The following is a 15,549-nucleotide window of genomic DNA, read 5'->3' as shown; positions in this document are numbered from 1 at the left end:
CTCGCTAATTCACTCGGAGATCCGCTGTATGAATTGCTTTACGTGATAATCCCATTCTTCCGATATGATGTCAACATCCGTTGTACCGTCTTTGCATGCAATGACCCTCACATGACCTCCTCCACCCTGCAGTAGAGCAGAATTCTCCCCGCGTTCTACGATAGTGAGTCCCAATTTTCCGAAATAATCGATAGCCTTCTCAATGACTTGAGCAGGAGACAATCGCGTGTTAACTCCAAATCTCATCATTAAACTCCCTTCTTAAATCTGAATGTTTGTAACCCTATTAATATCATCTTTCGACCATTAGCTTTGATGTGAATCGTTAAAACCTAATCGATCTCAATTCACCTTTCTTGACCGATTGCGCATCTTCGAACTAAAAGGCATGATTGAAATGCTATTAAACTAGATTAAATTCAAAAGATTTCAATCTCTAATTTTTTCTATAAAGAAAGATTAAATAAGCCGCTAATCGAATTGATAAAGTTATATGACTCGCCGCGAATTTCCAGAACTTACCACGAATGCGTTGAGAGTGTTAGAAAGACGATATCTGAGGAAGGATGAAACTGGCAAGGTCATTGAAACCCCTGATGAAATGTTCCGAAGGGTCGCTGATAATATCGCCTCCGTCAACAGGCTCTATCGCGATGGAAGGAGCGTCGAGGCGGAGGCTGACGAATTTTACCTCATGATGAGAAAACTCGAATTTCTGCCTAATTCACCCGCTCTTATGAATGCTGGGACTGAGATTCAACAACTTGCGGCTTGTTTCGTTATTCCCGTTGAAGATTCGATCGAGAGCATTTATGATGCTGTCAAATACGCTGCCCTCATTCATCAGAGCGGAGGCGGTACAGGATTCTCCTTTTCCAAGTTAAGGCCAGAGGGAGACATCGTCAAATCAACAGGTGGAATTGCATCTGGACCTGTTTCCTTCATGAAAGTCTTCGATGCTGCCACTGAAGCGATCAAACAAGGCGGTCGGCGACGGGGTGCCTCGATGGGCGTCCTCAGAATCGACCATCCAGATATCAGAAAATTCATCCGGGCAAAGGAAGATCTGCGTTCTCTATCGAATTTCAATATTTCGGTGAGTGTAACGGATGAATTCATGAAAAAAGCGGAACTTGGAGAAGATTTCGATCTTATCAATCCCCGCAATGGCAAGGTGATGAGCACAGTCAACGCATCAGAATTGCTTGATGAAATCTGTTACTATGCGTGGAAGACCGGTGATCCAGGGATGATTTTTTATGATACGATTAATGCGGCGAACCCCACGCCTGGCCTTGGATCTATCGAAGCAACGAATCCCTGCGGCGAAGTACCACTCTTACCGTTCGAGGCCTGCAACCTTGGATCGATAAACCTCTCGCGCCTAATTAGGGAGAGTAGGGGAGATTGTGAACTCGACTGGGCGAGACTTGAGGAGCTTGTTGACGCTGGTATCCGATTTCTTGATAATGTGATTGATGCAAGCAGATATCCGCTTCCCCAGATAAGCGAAATCGCAAGGGGTAACAGAAAGATTGGACTGGGAGTGATGGGTTTTGCTGATGCCTTGCTAAAATTGAGGATTCCTTATGGCTCGGATGAGTCGATGAGATTTGCTGAGAAGGTGATCAGCTTCATCAGGAAAAAGGGTGAGGAGACGACTAAGAGAATCGGTGAGGAACGCGGGAGCTTTCCGAACATTGACAAAAGCATTTACAAGCATCCAAGGCGCAACGCGACGATCCTGAGCATCGCACCAACTGGGACAATCAGCATCATCGCAGATTGCTCGAGTGGTATTGAGCCGCTGTACGCGATTTACTATGTTCGACATGTTCTCGAGGGTGAGCATCTGAGGGAAATACACCCAGAATTTATCCGGATTGCTAAAGAGAGAGGATTTTATAGCGCTGAGCTCATCGATTCTCTCTCTTCGACAACCTCAATTCAGCATCTCGACTCAATTCCGGAGGATGTGAGAAGACTTTTCCTAACTTCACACGATGTGCCCCCAGAGCGGCAAGTTCGGATGCAATCTGTTTTTCAAAAATACGTCGATAACGCGGTTTCAAAAACGATCAATATGCCGTCGACGAGTACAGTAAGGGAAGTGAGGGAGATTTTCGAACTCGCATTTACTTTGAAATGCAAAGGGATTACCGTTTATCGCGAGGGATCTAAGCCAGGACAGGTCCTCACGACCGCGAGGGGCGGTCTGACTTGTCCTGATTGTGGAGGTATTCTCAGGGTAGAAGAGGGAACATTCGTTTGCAGCGTGTGCGGTCTATCGAATCTGTAATTTCAAGAATATAGGCATTAAGAAAAGACCCAACCAGAAAGAAACCAATTTCGCCGGCGGTTTCCAAGAAGCCGATTTTTAATAAATATTTCTATCCTCATTCTAGTCATTCTTCGACAAATATCGAACCCCTCTTTTCTAAAAATCTTGGGTGCTTTTCGGGAAAGATATTATCAAAAATGATAAAGGTTGCACTATATTTATATTTAGCTAAATCAAAAAACTCCACGCAGATTGCTCCCGAACAATTACTGAAAAAAGATTAACGATGAGCCCCCGGTGCCGGCTTCACCTATCTTTCCGAACCCCAACTAGCCAGCCTTCCTACGGCAGTTTCCTCCCCCTAAGATTGGTGTGAGGTCGGCATTTCTTCTTTTCTGATTACTAGCGTTTTCGCCTGACTGGTGATTATTTTGCGTTCAACGATTAATCTTAAATATAGCACATATGTGTACATCATTTCACACAAATGTTATATATTCCTGGAATATTACCAACACCCCAATGACCCATGTATCGAATGATTCAAGAGTTATTCTTGGAACAGAAGATATTCCGAGGAAATGGTACAATATCGTTGCGGACCTCCCGGAGCCTTTGCCGCCTCCACTTCATCCAGCAACCATGGAACCTGTAAAACCCGATGATCTGAAGGCCATCTTTCCAATCAGCTTGATCCGGCAGGAGATTTCGCAAGAAAGGTATATCGATATCCCTGACGAAGTCAGAGAAGCGTTCATCCTTCTGGGAAGACCAACTCCCCTGCAAAGAGCTAGACGCCTGGAAAAATACCTGAAGACGCCAGCGAAGATTTATTTCAAGCGCGAAGACGTGAGCCCATGCGGCAGCCATAAACCCAATACAGCTGTTGCCCAAGCTTACTATAACATGAAGGACGGCACGGAAAACTTAACGACTGAGACGGGGGCAGGCCAGTGGGGCTCGGCATTAAGCCTCGCGTGTTCGATCTTCAATCTCAACTGCACGGTGTTCATGGTTCGCGTAAGCTACGAACAGAAGCCGTATCGTAGACATGTGATGGAAACCTATGGTGCACGTGTCTTCCCCTCGCCCAGCATGGAAACGGAATATGGTAAAAAGCTCAACCAGACATCTCCAAATCACCCAGGTTCCCTCGGTATTGCGATATCTGAGGCGATTGAAGCAGCCGTCAAAGGAAAAAATACGAAATATAGTCTTGGAAGCGTGCTGAACCATGTCATGCTCCATCAAACAGTTATTGGACTTGAAGTGATGCAGCAACTAAGAATGCTCGATATTGTCCCAGACTACATGATCGGATGCGTCGGGGGCGGTAGCAATTTCGCCGGATTTGCTTTTCCGATGATTGGCGAAAAGCTGAAAGGAAAGATCGATACTGAATTCATCGCCGTTGAGCCGAAATCAGTTCCGTCATTAACTGGTGGAAAATACGAATATGATTTTGGCGACACAGCTGGAATGACACCTCTTCTAAAGATGTATACGCTAGGACACGAGTTCATGCCATCACCAATCCATGCAGGTGGATTGAGATACCATGGAATGGCCCCAACGGTCAGCCTCCTGACGAAGATGGGAGTGATCAAACCAGTAGCGTATGATCAAAAAGAAACGTTCGCTGCAGGCGTCACCTTCGCACGCGCAGAGGGAATCATCCCTGCTCCAGAAACGAATCATGCTATCAAGGCTGCGATCGATCTTGCGCTCGAGGCGAAGGAGAAAAAGGAAGAGAAGGTCATCGTTTTCAATTTGTCTGGTCACGGGCTTTTAGATCTCGGCGGATATGCGACATTTCTCAGCGGAAAAATGAACAGCTCATAACGCTGAAAAGCTCTTCGCCTTCTCTTGAGGTGCCTTTGCATCAGATGCAAAGGTTCTTTTTTATTTCTACGCACAAACTCAAGTCTTTAAAAGACTCTTGGAACCTCACCACATCATATGCTCCTTGGTGATGGAACATTGAAATTTGCAGGATCGATTGGAATAGAAATGGTTTCAACGGACGAGTTACTGATGGATTCGGAACCCAAACGGTGGCAGATCATCAGATCCCGGCGAGATTACGATCAGAGTGAATTATTTGAAAATGAAAAAAACAAAGAAGTGAGAATGGGGGACGGTGGGCGCAGTCGCAATCGATAGCAATAGATTGATCTTTGCGGCGACTTCCACTGGTGCGACACCAAAGAAAATGGCTGGGCGAGACGGTGATTCTTCCATAGTCGGGACGGTACCTACGCTGATAATAAAAGCGGTGGTATTTCAGCTACGGGTCCTGGCGAGACGATCATGTGTGTAGCTCTGGTAAGGCGAGTCTGCGAACTCCTAGGACAGGATTAAATCCTATGAATACAGCAAGGAATACTATTGATTTTCTTGAGTCGCGAGCTCATTGGCTCGGAGGATTGATCGTTTTGGATAAAGAGAGACAAATCGGATTTCCATATAACACACGATATATGGCTTTTGCTTACATCAATGAGAAAGGAGAAGTTCCTGGAATAAGTCAATGAAGCCGATAGATCATTTTTGATAGGCGAGGTACCATGAAGTCGAGAACATGATAACCATGAAAGGACAAGGCGAATGCGATTACTGGCCATATTATATTTGTACGATAAAATCAAATCACCTGCAATCGTCCTCAAATAAATGATTAAATAGAGGGAAATTGTTAATAGAAAAATAGTCAAAACAAGGTTGGTGCCGAAACTGCAAAGCGCCGCGTCGATGGGATTTAGCCAGGGAAGAATCGGATTCATCACGATTTGCCTTAAAAATAAGAGTATTACGCTGGATTGTTGCAGAACATATCTTGTTGTCGACGAGAGGCAAACAAAAATTCTTGAAGTAGCGGAATCGGTTTCAAATTCACAAGAAAAAATATTGTTCATTTCTCGTCTTCATCCTGATCTTATTAGAGAGAAAATTATCGGGGAGATCACAGAAGCAATATGGTTAAGTGAAAGACCAAGCGAAAGAAGTGTTTCGCCACAGCAACTTGGAAAATTGCTGCAAAGGATCTCCACATTTGTAAAGAAAGAAAAATCGGCAGTCGTTTTCCTCGATGGTCTAGAATATCTTTCATTGTTCAATGATTTTTCGAGACTGCAGATGTTTGTTGAGCAGCTCAATGATATTATTATGGAATCACGTGCAATTCTCGTGGTTGCAGTAGATCCTCGACTGTTTGATCAGCGTTCACTGGCAAAGCTTCGCAGATTTGCTGAGATTGTATCTTAGAAAGATGATCAAGTATTTCCTCAGCGCTGTGCATTTTTAGTACTGATGAGATTCTTTTGAGATCTTTCTGCTCCAATGTCAGTGGGTCCATGCAGATCAACATACTCGAATTTGAATTTAAAAGTGCTTTATCCAATTCGTTCAAAGCACTGATTATCCTTCCCATATCATTCCAAATAAGGAGATATTCAAGGCCGTCAAGGAATACGACCGAGTCCCTATTCTCCTTTAGCCACGCTTTGACGACCCTGGTTAATTGACCAAGGGATTTTGGCGAAATGATTTGTTTTCCCTTACACCCGCTGAGCCAATAACATCTGACGTTCTTGAGATCGAACTTACTGCATACATATTCGGGATGAAGGCGGGTAATGCACAATCCACGTCCATCTCCCTCCATCAATTTTGCCAAAACGTGAAAACCTTTTCGAGGGTAATTCTCAACAACAAGGGATATTCGCAACATCTCTTCAGAAACTGGCATCCGATGTCCTCCTATCAAATTCTCTTTTTTCGTGTCGGTTTTTTGACTTTGAAATATTTAAACCCGATTTGAGCATGCTATTTTTCGATTCTAAACGTCTATTACGAAACTTTTTTTCCAATAAGACTAATAATATCTTGTGAATCGCTGCGCGCGCCGCTGCAGTAGAAAATATCTTCTCAGCAGTGATGAAAGAGTCATTCTTCACCTTCTTGCATATCACAAGTTCTATCAGGATGATACAGCTCCGAGGGCGATCACACAAGAAGGAATCGCGTCAGCAACAAATATCGGGAGAAATAATGTATCGAAGATCGTTACCTCGCTTGCGAACCAGGGCGATGTAGAAATTCGAACAAAACATGTCAAAGGATTACCGAGTGTGAGACGCGTTTACGCTCTCACGCCAAAAGGATTCAAAAGAGCGCTTACCTTGAAAGAAGAGATCGAAAAGACCGTAGTTACTGTTATTGATTTCAACGGCAACGAAACGAGTGAATCTGTCGGAAATCTCAACATTTTTCTTCCAAAAAGTTACACGCTTCTCGAACTGGCGATGGGCGTCATTAGGGGTCGATTCGACTGTGCGGCATTCCATGAGATGAAAATTAAAGAGGAGAGGCGATTCGTTGATTACACAGACAGAAAACCAACTATTAGGACCTTTGTTGGTAGGGAGAATGAACTGAAGAAGTTGAATGATTTCTTGGAATCTAATCGAACCAAAGTGATCGTGGTATATGGAATTCCAGGTATCGGTAAGACGACGCTTTTGGCAAAGTTTGCACAGGAAGTGAGGAATAGGATCAATGTCTTTTGGTACCGTTTAAACGAGTGGGTCACGCAAAAAATCCTCTTGACACCACTCGCAGAGTTTCTCTCTCAAATGGGCAAAAAGGGTTTGGAGAGACTTATTTCCCAGACAGAAAATCCATCTGTCGGCGAGATATGCCATATACTCGAGACGGATCTCAAAGATGCTAATGCCCTCCTGCTTATCGACGATGTTCATAAGGCTGATGCGAGGATCGTTGAACTCTTGAAAGCGATTTTAGGAATTATCGATCATCTTCCTGGCATCAAAATCGCATGCACGAGCCGCGAAATTCCTAACTTCTATACGAGAAAAGACGTCTTCAGTGGGCTTGTAGAAGAGATTGCGCTTGAGGGACTTGACAGAGAGAGCAGCATTAAGATACTCAAGAGCAGATCGATTCCAGATCGATATTTTGATGATCTCGTCAAGGCAACGAAAGGGCACCCGCTCTTTCTCGAATTGATCGAAGAACCTAGCGGGATTCTTGATAAGAATATGAGAATGTTCATTGAACAAGAAGTTTATTCGAAACTGGATCTTGCGGAGCGACGCATCTTAGAGATCGCCTCTGTGTTTAGATATCCAGTGCCGGTCGATGCTTTTTTTATCATGGAGGAGGAAATCGCGAAGGAATCTGGTATGGGTTTTACGCAAATGAGATATAGGGATTATGTCGTTGATCACGACACACTTGACGAACTCCTTTCGAAATTCCTTTTGCAAGAATCGATTGGCCGAATGATCGGTATGCATGACCTCCTCAGGGAATTCTTTTATTCGCGACTGACGCCTAGACAGAAAGCGACATATCACAAAGCAGCTGCACGATTCTATTTGGGAGATACCTCTGCGCCTTCGTGTATCGAGGCACTTTACCACAGCTTGATGGCAGGAGAATGGATGACAGCAGTTCAAATCATAGTTGGCTTTGGAAAAGAAATCATCTCGAAAGGTTATGCCTCTAATCTTGCACCACTTATCGATATGCTCATTACTCAGCCTATGAATATAAATCTTCACGATAAAGTCGATCTACTTTTGACTTATGGTGAAATCAAAGAAATGCAAGGGGAATGGGATGATGCTCTCATTTCCTACAATGAAATTCTTTCTTTTGATGAGGAAGTAATCGGGAAGCGTCCAATCGCGGAAACATGCAGAAGAATCGGATCTATCTATCTCAAGAGAACTCAATTCGATCAAGCTCAGCCAATGCTGGAGAAAAGCCTTTCGATAGCTCTACTCAACAATGATAAGCACGCACTGTCGAGTATTTATTATGACCTCGGAGGAATCGCAGAAAGGAAAGGTCTTTATCGTGACGCAATCGAACTATTTTCAAAGGCCAAAAGAATCGCTGAAGAAATTGGCGAAGACACCAGTCTTGGAAAAGCACTCTACGGTCTTGGCCGTGTTTACGGCCAGCTTCTTGATTACGAAAATGCAATAAAATACAAGAAAAGAGCGCTTGAAATTCTTGAAAAAACGGGAGATGCAAGAGAAATTGCGAAAGTCTGTACGAGCCTAGGTAATGATTACAGGCTTACAGAACAAATTGATCGTTCCTTGCAGATGAACGAAAAAGCAATTGATCTCGCTAGTTCAGCTGGAGATTTGAATACAATTGGGTACACTCTTTCCAATGCGGCAGCACTTTACATCGAGACAAGGGATTTCATTAAGGCTGAAGAAACTTTGGATAAGGCGATCGTGATTTTTAGAAAATTGAACGATAAGATCATGATTGCCACGATGCATCTGTACAAAGGGTATTTATACGCGTACAAGAAAAATTGGGAATGGGCAAAAGATCAATTTGAAAAGGCCCTTGAAATTCTGAGATCACTTAATGTACCTTTAAAGCTCAGTCATTGGCTTTTTGAAGTCGGCCATGTTTTCATTGAAAATGGAGAATATTTGCAGGCTAGGGTGCTTCTCAACGAAGCATTCCAATTAGCTATCACTCATGGTTATGATAACCTCAGGAAAGAGATTGAGGCTACAATCAGTCTATTACCGGATAATACTACTGATGATCTAAAATCTGAATCGAATTTGCCTGCATGATATTGAGCTTTTTTCAAAAAAAGAAAGAAGGAAAAAGGGGGATACAGTAGGTAAGAAAATCAGTGTGGATCGTTACCCGGAATTCCCAAGATCTGAACACCTAACAGAGGTTCCCAGCTGTGTGGGTCGTTGCCTGGGATCCTATATAAATATACCCCCGAAACAGCCCCAGATCCATTCGAACCATTAACCCAACTATGCGGATCATTTCCTGGGATCCCAAGATTATTTCCCGACAAAATTTTATGAGGGTCATTCCCAGGAATACCCAAGGGTATAAACGTTGAGAACACAACTCCAAATGCTGCCAAAAAGAGGGCGGCGGTGGCGGCGATCGCGACAATTCTCTTTTTCATTTTCAATACCTCCGAATTTTTGTTTAACAGTTTTTGCAAAAAAATATAAAAAGGGTGCTTGAGCATGCTACAGTTAAATTTAAATATCATCAAATGGGTAAGTCGCCGAAACAAGAATTAGGTTTTGAGTGGTTCATTCTTATTTGATGTCAATGGAATGGTCAAGGAACATCGTCATCTATTTTTACTGAGTTACTGTTATCCATATTCCAATATGACTAGTCTTGTTACGGGAGCGTCAGGATTTCTCGGTGGACACGTTGCCGAGCAGTTGTGTCAACGGGGCGAACAGGTGAGAGTCCTAGCGAGGAAAACAAGTAATCTTTCTGCAATCAAGCATCTACCTATCGAGATCGTTTACGGCGATCTCTCAAAAATTGAGAGCATTATCTCAGCTGCTACCGGTGTTGATACAGTTTTTCATTGTGCTGGTTCGGTTAAACATGTTGCGCCATATAGTCAATTATACGACGCAAATGTCATTGGGACAAAAAACGTCACTATCGCTGCGGCGAAAGTCGGTGTCAAGAGAATTGTATACGCAAGCTCTTTGGGAGTTTACGGCTCAGATGGTCACATAGTCAACAATGCGACCAAAATGATAAAGCCATCGATAAAAGAAAATTACTGTCGCTCCAAAGTGGAAGCGGAAATTCTCTTTTTTCAAAAATGCTCAGAACTGAATATTGAGGGTGTTGCTCTCAGACCTGGCGTCATTTATGGGCCTAGGGATTACACTGCCTCGTATCATTGGTTTAAAGCTGTCGATGAAAACCATGTCGCTCTTGTTGGTAATGGCACCGCGAGATTCCCGCTGGTTTATATCACAGATTTGGTCGAGGTATTCATTAACGCGTCCGAAAGGTCTGGGCTATCTGGAAATGCGTATAATCTTGATGGTCCTGGTGATGCAACACTGAAGCGAATCTACGATTTAATTGCTAAAGAACTCGGAAAAAATCCAGATTATCGCTATTATCATTATACAATTTCAATGCTTGCCGCAAAGTTCAATCAATTGAAAGCGGCGATTACTGGAAACGATGGCAATACTCTCATCTCGACTCTTGTCGTTGAGCTATTCGGAAAGGATCATCCCAAACCCGATTGCCAGAAGGCCAAAGAAGATCTTGGATTCTTACCCAAAACGGGACTTGAGGAAGGGATCAGAAAGACCGCAGAATGGTACAGAAATAGAAAAATGGATCAAAAGAATTGAATGCTGACGAATCATTATTCTCTTATTAAGAAACGATATTGATAAGTACTGACATGCCAATATACGGCTGCTGGTGTTTGTAAATGGCCATCGCATATGTTTTAATCATCACAGCACCTCAGAAGGATCATCAAATATATTCCGAACTCAAACGAATGAATGAAGTCGTTGAGGTCTACCCGCTTTTCGGCGATTATGACCTCATTGCAAAGATAGAAGGGGAGAGCGTCGAAGCACTAGGAAGGGTCGTTCTATACAAAATCGGAGCATTGCCCGGTGTAGTACATACAGAAACTCTGACAGTCATTGAAGAATTCTAAGTTCTCAAGTCACCTTGACGCAAGATGGAACATGCTTTACATCACCATGCTTACGATTTCACGATACATTTCAAACGACAGCCGTTGGTTTTAAGAAATTTATACGTATGCCCCAGTCGTAGATGTCTGGTGAATCGATGAATTTGGAACGGGTGAAGGCAATTATTTTCGATTTCGATGGCACGCTCGTTAACAGCGCAATTGATTTTGATGCGATGAAGAAGGAGTTCTTTTCTGCTCTGATCAACAGGGGGATAGAACCAGAGATTCTGGCGATCAATGATACTATATATGGCAACCTCGCTCGTGTGAAAGCTGAATGCGAGAAGTCTGGTAAAATCTCACTCCTAAAAGAATTGGACCAGATTATCGACGAAGTGCTTCTGAAAGCGGAATTGGAAAATGTTGAAAACACAACCCTGATTAACGGCGTAAAATCGGTGATCAATCTTCTGAGGGAAAAGGGATATAAGGTAGGTCTCTTAACGCGAGGTTCAAGAACTTATGTAATGAAGGCGTTCAATGTCGTAGGTCTTTCGACCGAAGAATTTGACGCAATCATCTGCAGGGACGATTTCTCCCATGATGAGGCCAAACCAAATGGTATTGCTCTGACAAGGATGGCAGTAAGATTAGGCGTTGACATATCGGAATGCGTCATGATCGGAGATCATCCCATCGATCTAGTGTGCGCTAACGAAGCGAAATCGAATTTTATCGGGGTTTCGTCAGGAAAATACAATGAAGAGATGTGGAAAGTAATTGGCTGCGATACCGTCATCAGGACCGTTGCTGATCTTCCAAGAGTTTTAGGGATCGCTGATAGCATCGTAAAAACGATAGAAAAATGATACAATGGAAAAATCTCTTGTGAAGAAAAGCGATTATCATTCATGAAGAAGATAGTAAGTACCGATCGTGCTCCGAAACCTATCGGACCTTACTCCCAAGCAGTCGTTGCAGGCGGTTTCATTTTCTGCTCTGGTCAGATTGGCATTGATCCTGAAACAAATCAGCTCGTCAGATCAAGTATCGCTGATGAAACTAGACAAGTCCTGAAGAACCTGAAAGCGATTGTCGAGGCGGCCGGATCTTCCTTTGAAAATGCCGTACGGGCGACGGTCTATTTGACGAGTCTCGATTATTTCAAAGAAATGAATGAAGCGTATAAGGAATTCTTTCCGAGTGCTCCGCCATCAAGAGCAACTGTGGAAGTTTCGAATCTCGCCATGGGTGCGAGGGTAGAGATCGATCTTATCGTGGCAGTAAAATAATCAGCTTTGAGGCTTCGCCTTGAGTTTCTCCATTTTTTCTTGGAATGCCATAGCGCAGGTGTTGCTACAGAAAAAGTACTCTCTTCGATCAGATTTGATTCGAACGGGTTCACCCTTGATATCTTTCTTGCATGATTGGCATTGAAGAATGAGTTTAAGATTCGGAACGACCAAGGCTCTCTGATTTTCTTTCACGACCTGAATGATATTTGATATTTCGTATTCGATAATTTCCGGAATCTCTCCGAGACGGCTGACAAAATCATTAATAAGATGGGAATTGCTAAATGTGCAGATCATGTGGAGGCGGCTGTTGCTCAATATGAAAAGCTTCCTCACATTCTCATCATTTCGAAAACGTTCCGCGACGGAATTCAGTTCCGAGGGTTTGGCTTTAACCGTCAAGATGACGCTGAGCTCGCCGAGCCTTTCAGTATCCAGAACCGCTTGATACCCTCGGATAATCCCAAGATTCTCCATATCCGCGATTTTATGACTGACTGTCGGAACACTCACCTTAACCTTTTCAGATACTTGCCTAAAAGATAATCGACCATTATCTTGAAGGGTTTTAAGTATATTGATATCGACTTCATCAAGTTCCATCATAATTCAAAGTAATTCTCCTTGGTTATATTCTTTTTGAATTTAAAAAATGAATTAAAATACGATCACGTTCATAAAGAAAAGAATCATTCTTCCCCGATAAACTTTTCTAAGAAACAAATCTAAGAAAGAGGTTGGAGAGATGTTTGTTTCTTTCGGAATAAAATTAATATGTCGTCGATAACCTTTCACATTTGTTAATGATTATGAAAGACGAGCACAAGCACGAACGACCTATAGCTGCTGAAAAAGTCGAAGAAAAGAAAAAGGCGACCTTTCCCGTCATTGGAATGACCTGCGCAACCTGTGCAGAGACGATCGAGCATGTCCTTTCCGAGTTAGATGGCGTTGAATCTGCTTCAGTTAACCTCGCAGCGGAAAGAGCGACCGTAGTTTACGACCCCAAGAAGATTCAAATCGATGATATGAGAAATGCCGTCAAAGCGGCTGGCTATGAAATTGTACTCAACGACGTGACCCTTTCGATTTCGGGCATGACTTGCGCAACTTGCGCCGAAACGATCGAGACCGCATTGAACCGCCTTGAGGGGGTACACAGCGCGATTGTCAATCTGGCAAGTGAAAAAGCAAGAATACAATATGATCCCAATCTTGTAAGACTCTCCGATATTAAAAGAGCGATCAGGGAAGCAGGTTACGATGTTCTCGAAGCGGAGACTATTGATGAGGAGAAGTTGGCTAGAGAGAAAGAGATGAAAAGGCAGAAGAATCTGCTCATTTTCAGCCTCTCTTTGAGTATTCCAACATTCCTCCTTACCACGATCCTTGATTTCTCTCTGATTAGAGTCACTGAAGAAATGATGAAAATCGGAAACATTGTGCTGTTTATTTTGGCAACACCGGTACAGTTCATCGCAGGCTACCAATTCTATGTCGGCAGTTACAAAGCTCTGCGCAATAAAAGGGCTAACATGGATACACTCATTGCGATTGGCACATCGGCCGCTTATTTTTACAGCACGACTGTTGTTTTCTTTCCGTCGATTATACCATTCGAACATGTCTATTTTGATACATCAGCTCTCATCATCTCTCTAATCCTGCTTGGAAAATACCTGGAAGCAAAGGCGAAGGGGAAGACTTCAGAGGCTATTAGAAAGCTGATGAACCTTCAGGCCAAAACCGCTCGCGTTCTACAAAACGATCAGGAGATCGAAATACCAATCGAAGAGCTCGAAGTCGGCGATATCTTTGTGGTAAGGCCAGGAGAAACGATCGCTTCAGATGGTATCGTTATCGATGGACATTCTTCCGTCGACGAGTCGATGATTTCAGGAGAAAGCATCCCTGTTGAGAAAGAGGTGGGCTCGGAGGTTATTGGCGGTTCAATCAATAAGAATGGACTGCTCAAGGTGCGCGCGACGAGAATCGGAAAAGATACGGTGCTTGCGCAGATCGTCAGGCTCGTTGAGGAGGCGCAGGGTTCCAAAGCGCCTATCCAGCGTATCGCCGACCACGTTTCGGCCTACTTTGTCCCCGCGGTCATCGTAATTGCTTTTGTCAGTGCACTTCTGTGGTATTTTGTTGGATACGATGTCTTTGAGATTACAGTACCTCGTTTCATCTTTTCTCTTTCAATTTTCATTACTATCCTAGTCATTGCGTGTCCATGCGCGCTCGGACTTGCAACACCCACTGCCATTATGGTGGGAACTGGAAAAGGTGCGGAGTTTGGAATACTGATCAAGAGCGGAGAAGCTCTCGAATTGGCTGGTAGAATCAATATTGTCGTTTTCGATAAGACTGGTACTCTGACAAAGGGAGAACCGGAAGTAACCGATGTGATTTCTATTTCGCAGGAAGAAGAGGAAATCATAAGGTACGCTGCAATCGCAGAAAAGGGATCGGAACATCCACTTGGAGAGGCGATCATTCGGCGCGCAAAAGAAATGGGAATTGAAATACCTGACGCGGATGAATTTGAGACTTTACCTGGAAAAGGAGTTGTTGTGAATTTTCGTGGATCAAGGATTCTTTTCGGTAACAGGACCCTCATGAAAAGCGCGCAGATCGATATCTCAATGATTGAGGACTTGATGCGGAAGATCGAGGATGAAGGAAAGACTGTGATGATCCTTGCGCTCAACGGAAAAGTCATCGGTTTAGTCGCTGTGGCAGATGTTTTAAAAGAAACTTCAAAAGAGGCAGTTGCTGAATTGAAGAAGATGAGGATCGAGGTTGCGATGATCACAGGCGACAACTGGAGAACTGCAAATGTGATTGCGAAAAAACTGGGAATTGATAGGGTACTGGCAGAGGTGCTTCCGGAGGATAAAGCTAAGGAAATCATAAAACTTCAAAAGGAGGGAAAGATCGTGGGAATGGTCGGTGATGGAATCAACGACGCGCCCGCCCTCGCGCAAGCAGACATCGGCATCGCGATAGGCAGCGGCACAGATGTTGCGATTGAAACGGGCGATATTGTCTTGATAAGAAACGATCTGCGGGACGTCGTTGCAGCGATTCAATTGAGCAGAAAAACGATGAGCAAGATCCGACAGAATCTGTTTTGGGCATTTGCATACAACACCGCTGGGATACCGATCGCGGCTGGTGTCCTCTTTCCCTTCTTCGGCATACTGCTTCAGCCGGTCATCGCCGCGGCAGCAATGGCGATGAGCTCCGTTTCTGTTGTATCAAATGCACTCTTATTGAAGAGATATGTTCCCGAGATAAGAAAAAGGAGGTGATGGTGTGGCGAAAGATCCAATATGCGGAATGGAAGTCGAAGAAAAAAACGCAAAATGGACTTCGGAATACAAAGGCAAAAAGTATTACTTCTGCGCCCCTGGTTGTAAGAAAAAATTCGACGCAGATCCTGCGAAGTATGCGAAATAAAA

General features: G+C 43.7%; 17 protein-coding genes. 13 read left to right on the top strand and 4 right to left on the bottom strand.

Going from position 1 to position 15,549, the window contains the following annotated elements:
- Positions 1-9 precede the first annotated feature (9 nt).
- Positions 10-246 (bottom strand): hypothetical protein, encoded by a 237-nt coding sequence (locus H5T41_01445; GenBank protein MBC7107453.1) that lies wholly within the window; start codon positions 244-246, stop codon positions 10-12.
- 247 nt (positions 247-493) lie between these two features.
- Between H5T41_01445 and H5T41_01440 the strand changes: the two genes are divergently transcribed.
- The 6 genes from H5T41_01440 to H5T41_01415 all read left to right on the top strand — a co-directional run bounded on the left by H5T41_01440 (position 494) and on the right by H5T41_01415 (position 5,545).
- Complete coding sequence (locus H5T41_01440) at positions 494-2,299, top strand: adenosylcobalamin-dependent ribonucleoside-diphosphate reductase (GenBank protein MBC7107452.1); 1,806 nt, start codon at positions 494-496, stop codon at positions 2,297-2,299.
- A gap of 504 nt (positions 2,300-2,803) precedes the next feature.
- Positions 2,804-4,123 carry a TrpB-like pyridoxal phosphate-dependent enzyme gene (locus tag H5T41_01435; GenBank protein ID MBC7107451.1) on the top strand — a complete coding sequence of 440 codons (1,320 nt, stop codon included), beginning with the start codon at positions 2,804-2,806 and terminating at the stop codon, positions 4,121-4,123.
- A 117-nt stretch (positions 4,124-4,240) separates the two neighbouring features.
- A complete protein-coding gene (locus H5T41_01430) occupies positions 4,241-4,444 on the top strand; it encodes a hypothetical protein (GenBank protein ID MBC7107450.1) in 204 nt (67 codons plus the stop codon).
- Positions 4,422-4,601 carry an isoaspartyl peptidase/L-asparaginase gene (locus H5T41_01425; GenBank protein ID MBC7107449.1) on the top strand — a complete coding sequence of 60 codons (180 nt, stop codon included), beginning with the start codon at positions 4,422-4,424 and terminating at the stop codon, positions 4,599-4,601. Before H5T41_01430 ends, H5T41_01425 begins: the two co-directional genes overlap by 23 nt.
- Positions 4,562-4,642, top strand: a complete 81-nt coding sequence (locus H5T41_01420; protein ID MBC7107448.1) for a hypothetical protein — start codon at positions 4,562-4,564, stop codon at positions 4,640-4,642. The genes H5T41_01425 and H5T41_01420 overlap by 40 nt, the downstream gene beginning before the upstream one ends.
- Before the next feature lie 363 nt (positions 4,643-5,005).
- The gene (locus tag H5T41_01415) at positions 5,006-5,545 is read left to right on the top strand and encodes a DUF835 domain-containing protein (GenBank protein ID MBC7107447.1); all 540 of its coding nucleotides are present in this window, start codon (positions 5,006-5,008) and stop codon (positions 5,543-5,545) included.
- On the opposite strand, the gene H5T41_01410 is transcribed toward H5T41_01415, so the two are convergent.
- Positions 5,445-6,029 (bottom strand): DUF835 domain-containing protein, encoded by a 585-nt coding sequence (locus H5T41_01410; GenBank protein ID MBC7107446.1) that lies wholly within the window; start codon positions 6,027-6,029, stop codon positions 5,445-5,447. The two genes, H5T41_01415 and H5T41_01410, sit on opposite strands and share 101 nt — an antisense overlap.
- A gap of 139 nt (positions 6,030-6,168) precedes the next feature.
- Between H5T41_01410 and H5T41_01405 the strand changes: the two genes are divergently transcribed.
- Positions 6,169-8,913, top strand: a complete 2,745-nt coding sequence (locus H5T41_01405; GenBank protein ID MBC7107445.1) for a tetratricopeptide repeat protein — start codon at positions 6,169-6,171, stop codon at positions 8,911-8,913.
- Between the two features lie 59 nt (positions 8,914-8,972).
- On the opposite strand, the gene H5T41_01400 is transcribed toward H5T41_01405, so the two are convergent.
- Positions 8,973-9,269: a hypothetical protein gene (locus tag H5T41_01400; protein ID MBC7107444.1), complete on the bottom strand. Its 297-nt coding sequence runs from the start codon at positions 9,267-9,269 to the stop codon at positions 8,973-8,975.
- Between the two features lie 214 nt (positions 9,270-9,483).
- Here H5T41_01400 and H5T41_01395 point away from each other — a divergent pair, with 214 nt between their 5' ends.
- From H5T41_01395 to H5T41_01380, 4 genes are all read left to right on the top strand, one after another.
- A complete protein-coding gene (locus H5T41_01395; protein MBC7107443.1) occupies positions 9,484-10,488 on the top strand; it encodes an NAD-dependent epimerase/dehydratase family protein in 1,005 nt (334 codons plus the stop codon).
- An 83-nt stretch (positions 10,489-10,571) separates the two neighbouring features.
- A complete protein-coding gene (locus H5T41_01390; protein MBC7107442.1) occupies positions 10,572-10,808 on the top strand; it encodes an Lrp/AsnC ligand binding domain-containing protein in 237 nt (78 codons plus the stop codon).
- 137 nt (positions 10,809-10,945) lie between these two features.
- Positions 10,946-11,659 (top strand): HAD family hydrolase, encoded by a 714-nt coding sequence (locus H5T41_01385; protein MBC7107441.1) that lies wholly within the window; start codon positions 10,946-10,948, stop codon positions 11,657-11,659.
- Between the two features lie 42 nt (positions 11,660-11,701).
- Complete coding sequence (locus H5T41_01380; protein ID MBC7107440.1) at positions 11,702-12,082, top strand: RidA family protein; 381 nt, start codon at positions 11,702-11,704, stop codon at positions 12,080-12,082.
- On the opposite strand, the gene H5T41_01375 is transcribed toward H5T41_01380, so the two are convergent.
- Complete coding sequence (locus tag H5T41_01375; protein ID MBC7107439.1) at positions 12,083-12,691, bottom strand: winged helix-turn-helix transcriptional regulator; 609 nt, start codon at positions 12,689-12,691, stop codon at positions 12,083-12,085.
- A 203-nt stretch (positions 12,692-12,894) separates the two neighbouring features.
- Between H5T41_01375 and H5T41_01370 the strand changes: the two genes are divergently transcribed.
- Both H5T41_01370 and H5T41_01365 read left to right on the top strand, forming a co-directional pair.
- Complete coding sequence (locus H5T41_01370) at positions 12,895-15,399, top strand: copper-translocating P-type ATPase (GenBank protein ID MBC7107438.1); 2,505 nt, start codon at positions 12,895-12,897, stop codon at positions 15,397-15,399.
- Positions 15,400-15,403: 4 nt separating this feature from the next.
- On the top strand, positions 15,404-15,547 hold the full coding sequence (locus tag H5T41_01365; protein ID MBC7107437.1) for a YHS domain-containing protein: 144 nt from the start codon (positions 15,404-15,406) through the stop codon (positions 15,545-15,547).
- The last annotated feature ends 2 nt before the right edge of the window (positions 15,548-15,549 follow it).

This window comes from Methanomassiliicoccales archaeon, from assembly GCA_014361295.1.
Taxonomy (GTDB): Archaea; Thermoplasmatota; Thermoplasmata; order Methanomassiliicoccales; family JACIVX01; genus JACIVX01.
The sequence above is the reverse complement of the archived record's forward strand: the minus strand, read 5'-3'. Positions and strand labels throughout refer to the sequence as shown.